The organism is Paraburkholderia polaris (assembly GCF_012927345.1).
GTDB lineage: Bacteria > Pseudomonadota > Gammaproteobacteria > Burkholderiales > Burkholderiaceae > Paraburkholderia > Paraburkholderia polaris.
The window spans coordinates 116,903-133,594 of the sequence record NZ_JABBGJ010000003.1 but is presented as its reverse complement, the minus strand read 5'-3'; the positions used below and the strand labels follow the sequence as shown (position 1 = coordinate 133,594).

Annotated in this window: 17 protein-coding genes; 3 read left to right on the top strand and 14 right to left on the bottom strand. The window is 62.5% G+C overall.

Annotated elements, in window-relative coordinates:
* Positions 1–6: 6 nt before the first annotated feature.
* The 9 genes from bamC to HHL24_RS03135 form a co-directional block, all read right to left on the bottom strand.
* Entirely contained in the window at positions 7–1,146 is a 1,140-nt protein-coding gene (gene bamC, locus HHL24_RS03175; protein WP_169483938.1) for an outer membrane protein assembly factor BamC, read from the bottom strand.
* Between the two features lie 127 nt (positions 1,147–1,273).
* Positions 1,274–2,185, bottom strand: a complete 912-nt coding sequence (gene dapA, locus HHL24_RS03170; RefSeq protein WP_169483937.1) for a 4-hydroxy-tetrahydrodipicolinate synthase — start codon at positions 2,183–2,185, stop codon at positions 1,274–1,276.
* A gap of 43 nt (positions 2,186–2,228) precedes the next feature.
* The gene (locus HHL24_RS03165; protein ID WP_169483936.1) at positions 2,229–2,840 is read right to left on the bottom strand and encodes a class I SAM-dependent methyltransferase; all 612 of its coding nucleotides are present in this window, start codon (positions 2,838–2,840) and stop codon (positions 2,229–2,231) included.
* Between the two features lie 13 nt (positions 2,841–2,853).
* Positions 2,854–4,056 carry a tryptophan--tRNA ligase gene (locus HHL24_RS03160; RefSeq protein ID WP_169483935.1) on the bottom strand — a complete coding sequence of 401 codons (1,203 nt, stop codon included), beginning with the start codon at positions 4,054–4,056 and terminating at the stop codon, positions 2,854–2,856.
* A 6-nt stretch (positions 4,057–4,062) separates the two neighbouring features.
* Positions 4,063–4,725, bottom strand: coding sequence for a site-2 protease family protein (locus tag HHL24_RS03155; protein ID WP_169483934.1), 663 nt, complete (start codon positions 4,723–4,725; stop codon positions 4,063–4,065).
* 47 nt (positions 4,726–4,772) lie between these two features.
* Positions 4,773–5,408, bottom strand: coding sequence for an L-threonylcarbamoyladenylate synthase (locus HHL24_RS03150; RefSeq protein WP_169483933.1), 636 nt, complete (start codon positions 5,406–5,408; stop codon positions 4,773–4,775).
* A 137-nt stretch (positions 5,409–5,545) separates the two neighbouring features.
* The gene (locus tag HHL24_RS03145) at positions 5,546–6,376 is read right to left on the bottom strand and encodes a 3',5'-nucleoside bisphosphate phosphatase (RefSeq protein ID WP_169483932.1); all 831 of its coding nucleotides are present in this window, start codon (positions 6,374–6,376) and stop codon (positions 5,546–5,548) included.
* Between the two features lie 103 nt (positions 6,377–6,479).
* Positions 6,480–7,364, bottom strand: a complete 885-nt coding sequence (locus HHL24_RS03140) for an alpha/beta fold hydrolase (RefSeq protein ID WP_169483931.1) — start codon at positions 7,362–7,364, stop codon at positions 6,480–6,482.
* An 84-nt stretch (positions 7,365–7,448) separates the two neighbouring features.
* Positions 7,449–8,369, bottom strand: a complete 921-nt coding sequence (locus HHL24_RS03135) for a ferritin-like domain-containing protein (RefSeq protein WP_169483930.1) — start codon at positions 8,367–8,369, stop codon at positions 7,449–7,451.
* 306 nt (positions 8,370–8,675) lie between these two features.
* Here HHL24_RS03135 and HHL24_RS03130 point away from each other — a divergent pair, with 306 nt between their 5' ends.
* The 3 genes from HHL24_RS03130 to HHL24_RS03120 all read left to right on the top strand — a co-directional run bounded on the left by HHL24_RS03130 (position 8,676) and on the right by HHL24_RS03120 (position 10,761).
* The gene (locus tag HHL24_RS03130; RefSeq protein ID WP_169483929.1) at positions 8,676–9,200 is read left to right on the top strand and encodes a gamma carbonic anhydrase family protein; all 525 of its coding nucleotides are present in this window, start codon (positions 8,676–8,678) and stop codon (positions 9,198–9,200) included.
* A 63-nt stretch (positions 9,201–9,263) separates the two neighbouring features.
* A complete protein-coding gene (hslO, locus tag HHL24_RS03125) occupies positions 9,264–10,214 on the top strand; it encodes an Hsp33 family molecular chaperone HslO (RefSeq protein WP_169483928.1) in 951 nt (316 codons plus the stop codon).
* Between the two features lie 166 nt (positions 10,215–10,380).
* Positions 10,381–10,761 (top strand): hypothetical protein, encoded by a 381-nt coding sequence (locus HHL24_RS03120; RefSeq protein ID WP_169483927.1) that lies wholly within the window; start codon positions 10,381–10,383, stop codon positions 10,759–10,761.
* Positions 10,762–10,947: 186 nt separating this feature from the next.
* On the opposite strand, the gene ftsB is transcribed toward HHL24_RS03120, so the two are convergent.
* From ftsB to HHL24_RS03095, 5 genes are all read right to left on the bottom strand, one after another.
* Positions 10,948–11,379, bottom strand: coding sequence for a cell division protein FtsB (ftsB, locus tag HHL24_RS03115; protein WP_169483926.1), 432 nt, complete (start codon positions 11,377–11,379; stop codon positions 10,948–10,950).
* Positions 11,380–11,486: 107 nt separating this feature from the next.
* Positions 11,487–12,770, bottom strand: a complete 1,284-nt coding sequence (gene eno, locus HHL24_RS03110) for a phosphopyruvate hydratase (RefSeq protein ID WP_169483925.1) — start codon at positions 12,768–12,770, stop codon at positions 11,487–11,489.
* Between the two features lie 273 nt (positions 12,771–13,043).
* Positions 13,044–13,898, bottom strand: a complete 855-nt coding sequence (gene kdsA / locus HHL24_RS03105) for a 3-deoxy-8-phosphooctulonate synthase (protein WP_097389693.1) — start codon at positions 13,896–13,898, stop codon at positions 13,044–13,046.
* On the bottom strand, positions 13,895–15,562 hold the full coding sequence (locus HHL24_RS03100) for a CTP synthase (protein ID WP_169483924.1): 1,668 nt from the start codon (positions 15,560–15,562) through the stop codon (positions 13,895–13,897). The genes kdsA and HHL24_RS03100 overlap by 4 nt, the downstream gene beginning before the upstream one ends.
* Before the next feature lie 255 nt (positions 15,563–15,817).
* Entirely contained in the window at positions 15,818–16,621 is an 804-nt protein-coding gene (locus tag HHL24_RS03095) for an alpha/beta fold hydrolase (protein WP_169483923.1), read from the bottom strand.
* Between the last annotated feature and the right edge of the window lie 71 nt (positions 16,622–16,692).

Here is a 16,692-nt window from a genome sequence, read left to right as displayed (position 1 = left end):
GCCCGCTTAGTTCAGTTGTGCGTGCAGCAACGTCACGATGCGCTGCGCATCGGACGAGTTATCCACCTGCCCGTTCGCGTCCACCACCGCCACCTGTGTCACGGTGTCGCCCTTCGAGCGCACATTGACGAGGAATTCCTGACCCGGCTTCTTCGACGAATTGCCGCTGTAGAACAGCTTGCCGAACAGCCCTTCCTTCTTCAGCTCCTGCATCGAGTCAGCGTAACGCACGTAATAGATGCCTTTCGCGCGGTCACGGTTGTCGACGGTAAAGTTGGTGCGGTCGAGCGCCAGACCCACGCGCAGCCATGCGCGGTCGAACGACTCCTGCAGGTCGAGCGTCGATGCACCGGCGCTCTGGTCGATCGTGGCCGGCGCGGTGGCCGGGCGGGCATCGGTCAGCAATTGCTTCGATTGCGCGTCGGTCAGGCCGAACTTCTGCATCAGCTTGGCCAGGAACATGGCTTCCAGCGCCGGATCACGCGGACGCTCTTCCCAGCGCGACGACGTCTTGTCCTGGCCCGTCAGCATTTCTTCCATCGCGCTATGCGTGATCGAGATGTCCGTGGTGTCAGCCGGACCGCGCGACACGAGCGTGCGAAAGCTGTCACGGGTGCCAGACGAGTAGGCGAAGTCGATCACCTTGCCGACGGTGCGACGGAACCAGTCGTCAGGAATATTGGCGCGGTTTTCAGCCCAGTCGGTGGTCATGATGCCGGTGGCGGGCGCATCGGTTTTCAATGCGAAGCCATTCTCCTGCCAGAACTCCTGCAACTGCGGCCACAGTTGTTCCGGCGTGCGGCCGTCGACTACCAGCCAGCGACGATCGCCGTCACGCTCGATATGCATGCCCAGCGGGTCTTGCGCATTCGGTTGGCCTTCGGTGGCATTGCCCGCTGCCGTGACAGCACGTTGCGGCGAGCCGCCCAGCGCCAGACTCGTGGGAGGCGCGACATAGCGCTGATCGGTCGTCGTGGTCGAAAGGTCGCCCGGAACGGCGAGCGGCGGTGCGCTGCCCGCGCCCTTGTAGTTGACGCGGTCGGAGGCGAACCAGTCGTTCAGCGTGTCACAGCCGGCGAGCGTTACCAGGGCAAGCGCCAGCGCCGCCATGCGGGTTGCGTGGAGGGAAAGTGCGGAACGTTTCATGAGGTCCTTCGTGATGCTGGAACGCGGTGCCTGGTTCTGTGTGCCGGGAACGTGGGCTGGATCGACGTCGGTTAAGGGAGTGCCGGTGGCAGGCTTTCTTGAGCGCTGGGGGCTGGGCCGAGCCCGCTTAACCCAGCAGACCCGCTTCGCGCAGCGCGCCGCGCACCACTTCGTGGTATTGCGCGTCTAGCGGCGTGAGCGGCAGGCGGATTCCGCCCTGCACACGACCCAGTTGCTGCAACGCCCATTTCGCGGGAATCGGATTCGACTCGATGAACAGGTTCTTATGCAGCGACAGGAGTTTCAAATGAATCTCACGGGCGGTCTTCGCGTCCGCGGCGAGCGCGGCTTTGCACAGATCGCTCATCGCGCGCGGCGCGACGTTTGCGGTGACCGAAATATTACCGTGGCCGCCAAGGAGCATCAGCGCGATCGCCGTGGGATCGTCACCGCTGTAAATGCCGAAATGTGCAGGCGCCGACTTGATCAGGTGCGCGGCGCGATCGATGTTGCCCGTCGCTTCCTTCACACCGATGATGCCCGGCACCTGCGCGCAACGCAGAATCGTTTCGTTGCTCATGTCCGCGACCGTGCGGCCCGGCACGTTGTACAGGATCACCGGCAGATCGACGGTTTCGGCGATCTTCGCGAAGTGGCGATAGATGCCTTCCTGGGTCGGCTTGTTGTAATACGGCACGACCTGCAAGGTGGCGTCCGCGCCGACTTCCTTGGCCTGCTGCGTGAGCTCGATGGCTTCCGTGGTGGAGTTGCCGCCCGAGCCTGCGATCACCGGAATCCGGCCCGCCGTGTGCTCGACTGCGGTTTTGACCATCAGCACGTGTTCCTCGACCGACAGCGTGGCCGACTCGCCGCTCGTGCCGACCACGACCAGTGCGTTCGTGCCCTCTGCGATATGCCAGTCGATCAGTTTGCGAAATGCCGGCAGATCGAGGCTGCCGTCTTCGAGCATCGGGGTGATGATGGCAGGGATGCTGCCGCGAATCTGAACGCCGTCAGTGCTTTGATTGCCGTTAGTCATGAAACGCCATGAATTTGATCAGGTAAACCGCGATTGTAGCGGATTAGCCAGCCAGCTCGTAACAAGGCGGGGGAGCCGCCTCTGCGCGCTCGGCTGAGCGATCCGCCTCCATAATTGCGCAGATCCGCTGGACGTAAGCCGGGCGCGGCTGCGCGAGAAATCCGTCTTGAAATGCGATCACACGGAGGTGGCCTCGCACCACGTCGAGCAACTCGCCGGGCGCGAGCAAAAACGCCGGGTTAGACGGCTTGCCGACGCTTTCGTTGCCTTGCGCGAAGGTCTCGTAAACCAGTACGCCGCCGGGTGCGAGCGAGCGCAAAAGCTGCGGGAACAGCGGCCGGTGCAGGTAGTTCGTGACCACGACCGCCGCGAATTTCGCGTCATCAGGCAAGGGCCACGCGGCACCTTCAATATCAGCCACGAGCGTGGTGATGAGCGGCTCGTCGCGCATGGCGTCCAGCGCGGCCGCATTGCGGTCGAGCGCGGTCACCGGATGGCCCAGCGACGCAAAAAACCGCGCATGCCGCCCTGCCCCTGACGCCACGTCGAGCACCGCGCCGCCCGCCGCGATCAGATGCGCCCAGTGGCGCACCCAGCGCGACGGTTCGCCGTTTCCGTGCGGGGAAGCATGCGGTGCGGCGACGGGAGTACTCATCACTTCAGCCGGATCAGTTGTAAGACAGACCCATTGCCTCACGCACGTCGCGCATCGTTTCCGTGGCGTACTTGCGGGCTTTGTCACAGCCGTCGGCAACGATCGCGCGCAACAGCGACGGATCGTCCATGTACTTCTGCGCGCGCTCGAGCATTGGTTGCTGTTCGCGCAGAATGCCTTCGATCACCGGCTGCTTGCACTCGAGGCACCCAATTCCAGCCGTTCGGCAGCCCTTCTGCGCCCACTCGTGCGTGGCTTCGTCCGTGTAGACCTGGTGCAGTTGCCACACCGGGCACTTGTCCGGATCGCCCGGATCGGTGCGGCGCACGCGGGCCGGATCGGTCGGCATGGTGCGGACTTTCTTCGTGATCGTTTCCGCGTCTTCGCGCAGGCCGATCGTGTTGCCGTACGACTTCGACATCTTCTGGCCGTCCAGACCCGGCATACGCGACGCCTCGGTCAGCATGGCCTGCGGCTCGACCAGAATGATCTTGCGCGAACCTTCGAGGTAGCCGAACAGACGCTCGCGATCGCTCATCGACAGGCTCTGCGATTCCTGCAACATCGCGCGAGCCTGTTCGAGCGCTTCGTCGTCGCCTTCCTGCTGATAGGCGTTGCGCAGCTCGTGATAAAGCTTGGCGCGCTTGCCGCCCAGCTTCTTCGCGGCTTCGTTGGCCTTCTCTTCGAAGCCCGGTTCGCGGCCGTACAGGTAGTTGAAGCGGCGCGCGATTTCGCGCGTCATTTCGACGTGCGGCACCTGGTCTTCGCCGACCGGCACGAGCGAGCCGCGGTACAGCAGAATGTCTGCCGCCATCAGCACCGGATAGCCGAGGAAGCCGTAGGTGGACAGGTCCTTGTCCTTCAGCTTCTCCTGCTGCTCCTTGTAGGTCGGCACGCGTTCGAGCCAGCCGAGCGGCGTGCTCATACCGAGCAGCAACGCCAGTTCCGCATGCTCGGGCACCTTGCTCTGGATGAAGAGCGTAGCCTGCGCCGGATCGATGCCCGAGGCGAGCCAGTCGATCAGCACGTCCCACACGTTCTTTTCGATCACTTCGGGCGTTTCGTAGTGCGTCGTCAGCGCGTGCCAATCGACCACACAGAAGAAACACGGGTATTCGGACTGCAGCCGCACCCAGTTTTTCAGCACGCCGTGATAGTGGCCGAGGTGCAGCGACCCGGTGGGCCGCATGCCGGAGAAGATACGGTCTGGGAACATGGTTATTTAGAAAAGCGAAACAAGTGGAGTCAGAATTGCGGTAATCGCACCGTAGCCGAGCGTCACGAGCGGGCTAAGCCAGTAACGCGTGAGCGTGCCCGTCATCACCAGCGCCATCACGATGAAAAAGCCATACGGTTCGAGGCGCGACATCGCGATCGATTGCCGCGGCGGCAACAGCGCCATCAGCACACGGCCGCCGTCGAGCGGGGGCAGCGGAAACAGGTTGAGCACGCCGAGCACGAGGTTCACGCCGACGCCGGCTGCCGCCATGCGCGTGAAGAACGGTTCGTCAACACCCCCCACGGCAAGTGCAACGCCGATCAGGCCCCACACCAACGCCTGCACGAAATTGCAGGCCGGCCCGGCGAGCGCAACCCACAGGCTACCCCAACGCGGATTGCGCAGATTGCCGAAGGCGACCGGCACGGGCTTCGCGTAACCAAACATGAACGCGCCGCTGGTGGCGAAGTACAAGAGCAAAGGAATCGCGATCGTGCCGAGCGGATCGATATGCCGCATCGGATTGATGGAGACGCGGCCGAGCACGTACGCGGTATTGTCGCCGAGCCAGCGCGCGACGTAGCCATGCGCGGCTTCATGCAGCGTGATTGCGAAAATCACCGGCAACGCGTAAACCGCAATGGTCTGTATCAGGGAAGAATCCATAACTCGCTATTGTAACAACGCGATTGCGTGCGTTTGTCCGCTTTCGCTCATGCTGTCTCTTCGAGACCGAACGGCGCGAGAGAACCGCGCCCTGCCCGCACCAGCACCGGCTCGGCGCCGGTCAAATCGATCACAGTCGACGGTTCGCACACGCACGGGCCGCTGTCGATCACCAGATCCAGTTGCTTCTCCAGTCGAGCGCGGATTTCTTCCGGGTCGTTCAGCGGCTGGGTTTCACCCGGCATGATCAGCGTGGAGCCGAGCAGCGGCTGGCCGAGCTCTTCGAGAATCGCCAGCGTGATCACGTGATCCGGCACCCGCAGGCCGATGGTCTTGCGCGACGGGTGCGACAGGCGCCGCGGCACTTCCTTGGTGGCCTGCAACACGAAAACGTAAGGGCCCGGCGTGACCGACTTGATCAGGCGGTACTGCCGGTTGTCGACCATCGCGAAGTTCGACAGTTCCGACAGATCGCGCACCAGCAGCGACAGCAGGGCCTTCTCGTCGAGCCCGCGAATCCGCCGCAAACGCTCGACCGCGTCCTTATCGTCGAGATGACAGGCCAGCGCGTAGCTGGAATCCGTCGGCAACGCGACGACGCCGCCATCATTGATGATCTGCACGGCCTGTTTGACGAGGCGCGGCTGCGGGTTATCCGGATGAAGCCGAAAGTATTGGGACATTTTGTCTAACGGTGGCTACGGGTGACAGTGACAGTGCACGAAAACCCGGATGGAAAGTCGGCCGGAAGATCGGGCGAGCGCACGCCCTTCGGACAAGGACCTTCGCGCATATCGTGCCGCCTTGGCACGGCGCGTGATCACAACCAGCGTTCCCAGACGGGCTTGAGATCGGAAGGTAGCGGCGGCAGCGTGCCGAGCTCGATGCGGCCCTCGCCGGGTGCATGGAAATCGGAACCACGTGAGGCTTCGAAACCGAAGCGGCGCGCGACGTCCGCGTATTCGCGGTACTGATCCGGCGTGTGGCTACCCGTCACCACTTCAATCGCCTTGCCGCCGAGGTCGATGAATTCAGCGAAAAACGCATCGAATTCAACCGGCGAGTACGCATAGCGACCCGGGTGCGCGACGATTGCCTCGCCGCCGGCCGCCTGAATCCAGCCGACCGCATCCGCCAGTTTCGCCCAGCGATGCGACACGTAGCCGGGCTTGCCGTCGCCGAGGAAGCGATTGAACACATCTTGCGTCGAGCTGGCGTAGCCGCTTTCGACCATGAAGCGCGCAAAGTGCGTGCGCGAAATCATGTCCGGGTTCGAGACGTATTTCAGGGCACCTTGATAAGCATCGGGGATGCCAAGCGTGGCCAACTGTTCGCCGATTGCTTCGGCGCGCGCCGCGCGGCCGTTGCGGGTGCGCGCGAGGCCGTCGATCAGCGTCGTGCTCGTTGGGTCAATGCCGAGCCCGACGATGTGCACCGTGCGCGAAGCCCATGTCACCGAGATCTCCACGCCGCTCAGGTAGCCCATGCCGAGCGCCTCAGCTGCGCTGCGCGCTTCGTGCTGGCCGCTCACTTCGTCGTGGTCGGTCAACGCCCACAGCGTCACGCCGCCCGCGTGCGCGCGGCGCGCAACATCGGCCGGCGCGAACTGGCCGTCGGAAACGGTGGAGTGACAGTGGAGGTCGGCGTTCATCTTTGTCTTGAGAAGGTTCTGCACTCATTTTACTGCAACGCAGTAAATGCCCGCAGCGCTATCTCGCGATCGCGGACCTCGCGCCGAAACCCTTTTGCAAGCTTCAAGCGCAGAAGCCCTTGATCAGCGCGGCCACCTGCTCCGGCTGGTCGTGGTGCACCATGTGCCCCGCTCCGTCGATGATCTTCTCGCGCCAATTTGGGAAAGCCTGGAAACGCGCCTTGAATTCGTCGAGCGGAATCTCGCCGGCGATCTGTGCAAGCGTGGGCGAGTTAGCGGCCTCGACATGCAGCACTTTGGCACTCACCTTGCGCCACACGGCCATCACTTCGTCGAGGCGGTACAGCGACGGCCCGCGCAGTTTGTGCGCCGGATCGGCGAGCAGCATAAAGCGCCCTTCTCCGTCCGGCTTGGACCAATGCTGTGCGAGGAACTGCGCGCGCTGCGGAGCGAGGCGCGGATTGGTCTTGATCAGACGCCCGGCGACGTCGTCCAGCGACGCGTAGCGCTTCAACTGCGGCGGATCGCGCAACTCGTCGAGCCAGTTAAGCAAGCGCTTGGGCGCTTGCGCCGAGTGCGACGGCGCGAGACCGAAGCCTTCCAGATCGACCACGCGACGCACCCGCTCCGGCCGCACGCCCGCATACAGGCAGACGATGTTCGCGCCCATGCTGTGGCCGATCAGATTGACTTCGCCGGTCGGTGCATAGTGGTCAAGCAGCGCGTCGAGATCGCCGAGATAGTCCTGAATCCAGTAGTTGCCGCCGCCGCGCTCGGCGACCGGCCAGTCCGACAGGCCGAAGCCGCGCATATCGGGCGCAATCACCTGCCAGTCGCCGCCCAATGCGTCGACGACAAACTGGAAAGACGCCGCCACGTCCATCCAGCCGTGCAGCATGAACAGCATCGGCGCATCCGGATTGCCCCAGCGCCGCACGTGCAGACGGATGCCGCGCACGGCGACGAATTCAGACCTGGATGTATTCATGAACGGCGCGCCCGAAAAAAGAATGGTCGTTCGATTATAACGAGATAGCCGAGCGATGCGTGCGGCCGGGCTATGGAAAAGGCTTCAGTCGCCCAAGCCCTGCGTGGCCGGTGGGACCGGCTGCTCAGCGTCGAGGCCAGCCAGGGCGACCAGCGCGGCCAGTTCGGTTTCGTCGAAACCGGCGTCGCGGCGCGCCTCGAAATTGAACGGACCGCGTAATTTCGGTGCGTGATACTGATCGGCGAGGCGAGTGTAGGCGGTGTGCGGATCGAGACCGCTTTCGTCGCACAGATGGCGAAACCAGCGGTTGCCGATCAGCACATGGCCGATTTCGTCGCGCAGGATCACGTCAAGAATCGCTGCGGATGCCTGGTCGCCCGCCTGCTGCAGGCGCGCGCGGATCGGCGGCGAGGCGTCAAGGCCGCGCGCTTCGAGGGTGCGCGGCACCAGCGCCATGCGCGCCAGCACGTCGGCACGGGTTCGCTCGCACATGTCCCAGAGGCCGTCATGTGCGGGAAAATCGCCGTAGGCATGGCCGAATTCCGCAAGGCGCGCGACCAGCAACGAGAAGTGATGTGCCTCTTCGGCGGCAACTTTGAGCCAGTCGGTGTAGAACTCGGCGGGCATGCCGGCAAAACGCCAGACGGCGTCGAGCGCGAGATTGATGGCGTTGAATTCGATGTGCGCAAGCGCGTGCAGCAGGACGGCTCGCCCTTCGGGCGACTGCATGCTGCGGCGTTTCAGTTTGCGCGGATCGACCAGTTCGGGGCGTGCGGGACGGCCCGGCAGGTCTGCCGGCTCGGCGAGTTCGAGGTCTGCGGTGCATGCGAGGCTGCCGTCGAGCACCGCGGCGTATAACGCGCGGGCCGCGACCGCCTTGATTGCCGGGTCGACTTCGCGCAATGTGGCCAGCGCCGCGGTACGCGCGCAATTCGCGCGATTCGAGCAATCCTCGGGATTCGATATCGACGGAGCGGGCGAAATAGACGGAGCAGCGGAATTCATGGCAAACAGGTTGGCAAAGGGCAAGGCAAGAGGCAAGACGGAAGGCGCGGCGTTCGCCAAGGCTGGGCGCCGGACGGCTTGGCTTGCGGCACGGCCAAGCGGCCTAACCACACAACCGTTTACAATACTCGATTCGACCATCTCGCGTGCCTATTGCGCAGGGTCGGCAGGACAACCGGGTCCATCAGTGCGTTTGCGGGTGTTTTCAGCCCGTTTTGCAGCCCCGTTTTGCAGCGTATTTTCGACCCATTTCGCCACCCCCGGCCGGCCCGCACAGCGCGTCGCGACCGATCAAGAGGAGACACCGTGACAATTTATAAGCTTGGCGAAGCAGCCCCGACCATCCATGAAAGCGTGTTCGTCGCGGATTCGGCGAACATTATCGGCAACGTGACGCTCGAGGAAAATTCGAGCGTCTGGTTCGGCGCGACGCTTCGCGGCGACAACGAGCCGATCACCCTCGGCGCCGGCAGCAACGTGCAGGAAAACGCGGTGCTGCATACCGACCCGGGCTTTCCGCTGACAATCGAGCCGAATGTGACGATCGGCCACCAGGTCATGCTGCACGGCTGCACGATCAAGGAAGGCGCGCTGATCGGAATTCAGGCCGTGGTCTTGAATGGTGCGGTAATCGGCCGCAACTGTCTGGTCGGAGCGGGTGCCATCGTCACTGAAGGCAAGGTTTTTCCCGACAATTCGCTGATTCTCGGCGCGCCCGCCAAAGTGGTGCGCGAACTGACCGAGACGGATATCGCCAATATGCAGCGCGGCACGGCAAGCTATGCCGAGCGCCGCGAATATTTCAAGGCGCAGCTCGTGCGCATCGGCTAACCAGCCGGAGCGCGCGGCGCGCACGGCGCAGCTCAGGCTGCGTCATTCGACCGAGGAAAAGTTGTGAGCGACCAGTTGCAAAAATTCATGTTCAGCGCGGCGCCGGTGCGCGGCGAGATCGTTTCGTTGCGCAATACGTGGCAGGAAGTGCTGACGCGCCGGGACTATCCGGCGCCCGTCCGGACGATTCTCGGCGAGATGATGGCCGCGTGCGCGCTGCTTTCGGCGAACCTCAAGTTCGACGGCACGCTCGTCATGCAGATTTTCGGCGACGGACCGGCCAAGATGCTGGTGGTGCAGTGCAGCTCCGACCTGTCGATGCGCGCGACCGCCAAGCTCTCCGGCGAAACGGGCAATACGATCGACGACACCACTTCCATGATCGAACTGGTCAATGCGAGTGGTCATGGCCGTTGCGTAATCACGCTCGACCCGCGCGACAAGCAGCCCGGCCAGCAACCGTATCAAAGTATCGTGCCGCTGTCGGGCGTGGACGGCCCGCTCAAGTCGATGTCCGAAGTGCTCGAGCACTACATGCATCACTCGGAGCAACTCGACACGCGCCTGTGGCTCGCGGCGAACACCGAACGGGCAGTCGGCATGCTGCTGCAAAAGCTGCCGGGAGACGGTGGCATCGTCCCGCATCCGAGCGATCTGGATGCGGATACGTGGGAGCGCGTCTGCACGCTCGGTGGCACGATGTCGCAAGACGAGTTGCTGAAGGAAGAACCGGCAACGATTTTCCGCCGTCTGTTCTGGCAGGAAAATGTGCAGCATTTCGAGCCGGCCACGACGCGCTTCGAATGCAGTTGCTCGCGCGAAAAAGTCGGCGCGATGCTGAAGATGCTGGGCCGCGAGGAAGTGGACGGCGTGATCGAAGAGCGCGGTCACGTCGAGATTCATTGCGAATTCTGTAATCAACGGTACGAATTCGATCCGGTCGACGTGGCGCAACTTTTTGTCGCCAATGCGCTCTCACAAGGCGTGACGCCGGCTGCTGATCAGCGGCACTGAAGCGGCTAGGCGGCAGCCTATTGGGCCTGTGCTAAGGCAGTAAAATGACGCGTCGCCTGCTGCCTTTTCGGGGTTCGGCGGCGCGTTATCGTCGATCGTTGCGTTGGATCGTGAGCGGTGCGCGCTGCGCATGTTTTGCTTAGGTATCCGACCGATGGAGATAAAAATGAACATCCCTACTTCGCTAAAGCATTGCATGCGCTCGTTCACCATGCTGGCAGTCATCGTCGGCAGCGCTGCGCTTACGGGCTGCGTGATGGACCCGCCGGGCCCATCGCCGATTTACAGCCGCCTGCCGGCCGACCAGTCGGGCATGGCCAACACCGCCCGCCCGCTCACACCTGAAGAACGTGAACGCTATGACGCGATCGACCGTCAGGTGCTGTCCGATCAGAATCAGGCCATTGCCGCCGAGAACGCGGCTCAGGCGTATTCACGCTATTACTCGCCGCCTGTCAGCGTGTACGGCAGTTATTACGGCGGCGGTTGGGGGCACGGCTGGGGTACGGGTGTCGGCGTCGGCTACTCACCGTACTGGGGCTGGTAAGCCGAAACAGGCACTCCCGGATATTAAGCACACCGATACGGCGACCCGGCGGACAACCCGGCATCGCAAGCCCAAAGAAAAAGGCGCGGTTTTCACCGCGCCTTTTTTCGTCTTCCTGAGAGCCTTTACCTTCGTTCCTGCGGTTGGTGTCGCGGTCGTCTGCGAGTTCAACCTGCCTGCTCAAACTCAGTGCGTAGCCTTTTTGTCTTTCGCCACCTTCCCACCATGCTTGCGATCCGGCTTCGCACGCGACTCCGGATTCGGCACCACATGGAGCGGCGCCGCCGACACCTCACCGCGCGTAGACGTGGTGACCGAAGGCGTGTTCGCGTTCGGCAACGGCGCATTCGGCGCGACGAACTGCACGAACACTTCGCTGTCTTTCACCATGCCCATTTCGTAACGCGCCCGCTCTTCCACCGCGGCCGTACCGTTCTGCAAATCCTGGACCTCGCCTTGGATCCGCTCGTTGCGCAGCTTCGAATCAGCGTTCTTCTGCAGTTGCTGCGCCAGTTGCTGCTGCAACTCATGCACGCGTAACCAGCCGCCATGCCCCCACCAGAGCGGGTACTGGATCAGCGCCAGTAGAACGATCAGGACAGCAGTGACAAGCCGCATGAAGTAAGCACAATAAATACACGCCGCCCTGCGCTATACGCAGGGCGGCGGGGTCAATCAGAAACGAAGGATAACCGGCTCATCGGTCGGCGCCATCAAACAGGCCATTAGCGCAGATTGTAGAACGCCGACTTGCCCGGGTAGCTGGCGATATCACCGAGGTCTTCTTCGATGCGCAGCAACTGGTTGTACTTCGCGATGCGGTCCGAACGCGACAGCGAACCCGTCTTGATCTGACCGGCGTTCAAGCCGACCGCGATATCCGCAATCGTCGAATCTTCGGTTTCGCCCGAGCGGTGCGAGATCACTGCCGTGTAGCCTGCGCGCTTCGCCATTTCGATCGCCGCGAAGGTTTCCGTCAGCGTACCGATCTGGTTGATCTTGATCAGGATCGAGTTGGCGATGCCCTTCTCGATGCCTTCCTTCAGGATGCGCGTGTTGGTGACGAACAGATCGTCGCCCACGAGTTGCACCTTCTTGCCGAGCTTGTCGGTCAGAATCTTCCAGCCGGCCCAATCGCTTTCGTGCATGCCGTCTTCGATCGAAACGATCGGGAACTTGTCGGCCAGGTTTGCCAGATAGTCGGCAAATTCCGTCGACGACAGTTGCAGGCCTTCGCCAGCCAGTTGGTACTTGCCGTCGTGGTAGAACTCGCTTGCTGCGCAGTCGAGTGCGAGCAGCACGTCTTCACCGGCGCGGTAGCCGGCCTTTTCAATCGCTTGCAGGATGGTCGACAGGCATTCGTCGTTGCTGCCGAAGTTCGGCGCGAAGCCGCCTTCGTCGCCCACTGCCGTGCTCATGCCACGGTCAGACAGAATCTTCTTCAGCGCGTGGAACACTTCAGCGCCGCAGCGCAGCGCTTCACGGAAGGTCGGCTGGCTGACCGGCACAATCATGAATTCCTGGATGTCCAGGCTGTTGTTCGCGTGCGCGCCGCCATTGACGATGTTCATCATCGGCACCGGCAGTTGCATGGCGCCCGAGCCACCGAAGTAGCGGTACAGCGGCAAGCCGGCTTCTTCAGCAGCAGCCTTCGCGACAGCCATCGAAACGGCCAGCATCGCGTTCGCGCCGAGACGCGACTTGTTGTCGGTGCCGTCGAGTTCCAACAGGGTCTTGTCGAGGAAAGCCTGCTCGGAAGCGTCGAGGCCCATGATCGCTTCGGAGATTTCGGTGTTGATGTGCTCGACGGCCTTCAGCACGCCCTTGCCGCCGTAACGGCCAGCTTCGCCGTCGCGCAGTTCGATCGCTTCGCGCGAACCCGTCGATGCACCCGACGGGACCGCAGCGCGGCCCATCGTGCCCGACTCGAGCAGCACGTCGCATTCGACGGTGGGGTTGCCTCGCGAATCGAGAATCTCTCGACCGATGATATCTACGATAGCACTCATGGTTTCCTCAAGAAATGACGTTGAATTCTTTACTGTGAAACTGCACCGGGCGTGTGGATCCGGAGTTAGCGCTTATGTCGATCCGAAGTTAGTGCTTTTGCACTTACCCCGGTTCCACGCAGCGCGCTCCGGTCCCATGCAGCGCACTGGTCTCCCCAGCACACTACGCGCGCCCTGATGCTTTCGACGACCATTACGTGCATTCGCCGTGTGCCGATGATGCCGACCGAGCCCATTATGCGGACCGATCGTGACACGCCGCGAATGCCTGAATCAGTTGAAATCGCTTTCGAGGAACGGCGCGCGCTTGACGGCCTGGTCGAGCGTAACAAGCGTTTCGAGCAAATCAGCCATGCGATGCAACGGTACCGCGTTCGGGCCGTCCGACTTGGCTTCCGAAGGCTTCGGATGGGTCTCCATGAAGAGACCCGCCACGCCCGTTGCCACCGCAGCACGTGCCAGCACCGGCACGAATTCGCGCTGACCGCCCGAGCTCGTGCCCTGCCCGCCCGGCAACTGCACCGAGTGGGTGGCGTCGAACACGACCGGCGCGTTGGTTTCGCGCATGATCGCAAGCGACCGCATGTCCGACACGAGGTTGTTATAGCCGAACGACACGCCGCGCTCGCACGCCATGAAGCGGTCTTCCGAGAGACCGGCTTCACGCGCCGCATCACGCGCCTTGTCAATCACGTTCTTCATGTCGTGCGGTGCGAGAAACTGGCCTTTCTTGATGTTGACCGGTTTGCCCGAACGCGCGCAAGCATGAATGAAATCGGTTTGACGGCACAGGAAAGCAGGCGTTTGCAGGACGTCGACCACCGACGCTACCTGCTCGATCTCGTGCTCGGCGTGCACGTCGGTTAGCACCGGCAGACCGAGCTGACGCTTCACTTCCGACAGGATGCGCAAACCTTCGTCCATGCCCAGACCGCGGAACGACTTGCCGCTGCTGCGGTTGGCCTTGTCGTACGACGATTTGTAGATGAACGGAATATTCAGCTTCGCGCAGATTTCCTTCAGCCGGCCTGCTGTGTCGATCGTCATCTGTTCCGATTCGACGACACAGGTGCCCGCGATCAGGAAAAACGGCTTGTCGAGCCCGATTTCGAAATCGCCCAGTTTCATGCTTTCTCCTCGACGCCCGACATCTGAAGATGATGGGCGAGCGCCGCTTCGACGAACGACGTGAACAGCGGATGGCCGTCACGCGGCGTGGACGTGAATTCCGGGTGGAACTGCACGCCGACGAACCACGGGTGCATGCTGCGCGGCAATTCCATCATTTCCGGCAGATCTTCACTCGGGGTACGGGCGCTGATGATAAGCCCACCGGCTTCGAGCTGGGGCACGAAGCGGTTATTGACTTCATAACGGTGGCGATGGCGTTCGTTCACATCCTTGCCATAGATCTCTTCGGCCATCGTGCCGGGTTTGATCGGGCAACGTTGCGAACCGAGGCGCATCGTACCGCCCAGATCCGATTCTTCGGTGCGCTTCTCGACCTTCCCTTCGCGGTCGTACCACTCGGTGATCAGCGCGACCACGCGGTTTTCGGTTTCCTGATCGAACTCGGTGCTGTTCGCATCTTTCAGGCCGACCACGTCGCGGGCGAATTCGATTACGGCGAGTTGCATGCCGAGGCAGATGCCGAGATACGGCACCTTCGCTTCGCGTGCATAGCGGATCGCGGCGATCTTGCCTTCAGTACCGCGACGGCCGAAGCCACCCGGCACGAGCACGGCATCCAGATGCTTGAGGCTCTCGACGCCTTGCGTCTCGATCTCTTCCGAATCGATGTACTCAATGTTGACCTTGGTCGACGTGTGCATCGACGCATGGCGCAGCGCTTCGATCAGCGACTTGTACGACTCGGTCAGATCGACATACTTGCCGACCATGCCGATCGTGACTTCATGCTTCGGATGCTCGAGTTTTTCGACCAGATTCGACCACATGGACAGATCGGCAGGCTTCGGCGTGAGCTTGAGCTCTTCGCAGATGATCGCGTCCAGACCCTGGTCGTGCAGCATCTGCGGAATCTTGTAGATGCTGTCGGCGTCCCACACGGAAATCACCGCGTCTTCGGGCACGTTCGAGAACATCGAAATCTTTGCGCGCTCGTCGTCCGGAATACGGCGGTCGGCGCGGCACAGCAGCACGTGCGGCGAGATACCGATTTCACGCAGCTTCTGCACGCTGTGTTGGGTAGGCTTGGTTTTCAGCTCGCCTGCGGTGGCGACCCAAGGTACCAACGTAAGGTGCACGAAGCACGCGCTGTTGCGGCCCATGCGCAGGCTCATCTGACGTGCGGCTTCAAGGAACGGCAGCGATTCGATATCGCCCACCGTACCGCCCACTTCGACGATTGCGACGTCCGGCTCACCGCACGTCGCGGAAGCCGCGCCGCGTTCGATGAACGCCTGGATTTCGTTGGTGATGTGCGGGATGACCTGCACCGTCTTGCCGAGATAATCGCCGCGGCGTTCCTTGCGGATCACCGATTCGTAAATCTGGCCCGTGGTGAAGTTGTTGGCCTTGCGCATCTTCGTGCTGATGAAGCGCTCATAGTGGCCGAGGTCGAGGTCAGTCTCCGCTCCATCTTCCGTCACGAACACTTCGCCGTGTTGAAACGGACTCATCGTGCCGGGGTCGACGTTGATGTAGGGATCGAGCTTGAGGAGGGTGACTTTAAGACCGCGCGATTCGAGGATCGCGGCGAGGGAAGCGGCGGCAATACCCTTGCCGAGGGAAGATACTACGCCGCCGGTGACGAAAACATATTTGGTCATCGCTGGATGCTCGCGGGAAAAACGGATTATACCGTAAAGCAGGGTCTCAACCCAGCAAAATCCTGGCGACATCTGTACGAAAGTGTGCCACGGCGATGGCAATCGCCGCGCGCCGATCATGCACCGTTTTTCGCGGCGGTAGCCAACCGCATTAGCGGACCGCGCCACCACCACGGCCGCCGCGGCGCCTCTTATCAGCAGGCTGCCGCGCCGGTGAACGCGTGCGCCGCGTCGCGCGCCGCGCCACGCATGGCCTTAAGCCGGCCGCTCCAGTTCGCGCAACATCCGCTGCACCGCGCGCGCCGTTTCGAGCGGTTTTTCCATCGGATACAGATGGCTGCCTTCGATCCATTCCACATGACCGCCTGTCGCGCGGCGGGTAGCGTCCAGCCCCGCCTGACGCACCTCCTTCGAACGCGTGCCGGCGATGAACCCCACCGGCACCGGGGCGCCGCGCGCGAGGCGCGGCCCAAGCGTATGCGGCAAAGTCTTATAGATCTGATACTCGGTGCGCCGGTCGAAAGCGAGCGAGCGGCCGCCGTCAGGCGAACTCTGCGGGATGCCGAAGTCGATGTAGTCGGACAGCATGCGTTCGTCCCAACGCGCGAACGCCGGTTTCGAATGAAAATGCCGCCACGCCTCGTCGCGGCTCGCCCACTGCGTGCGGCGCGAGCGGGTGGCGGCCGCGGGCGACAGCCGCTCGTCGAGTCCGGTCCATTGCGACACCCGCAGCATGCTGCTGCGCCAACCGGCGATCACAGGCGAATCGAGCATCACCACGCCCCTCACCCACTGCGGCTTTTTCAGCGCAGCCATCAACGACAGATAGCCGCCAAGCGAATGGCCGACCAGCCACACCGGCTGCTCGTACGACCGGCCCACATCGTCGAGCAACTGCTCGACCAGATGCGGCCAGTCCTGCGTGACCGGATAACGCGCGTCGTGACCGATGCGCTCGATGGAGCGCAGTTCATAGTCGTCTGAGAGTTCGGCGAAGATCGTCCGGTAGGTCGACGCCGGGAACCCGTTCGCATGCGAGAAGTGGATGATGTTTTTCAACTGCGGCTATCTCCGTTCTGTTTTTGCGCGTGGGCCTCAGGCCTGATTTTTCGTGCAGGCGCCGAGCCCTG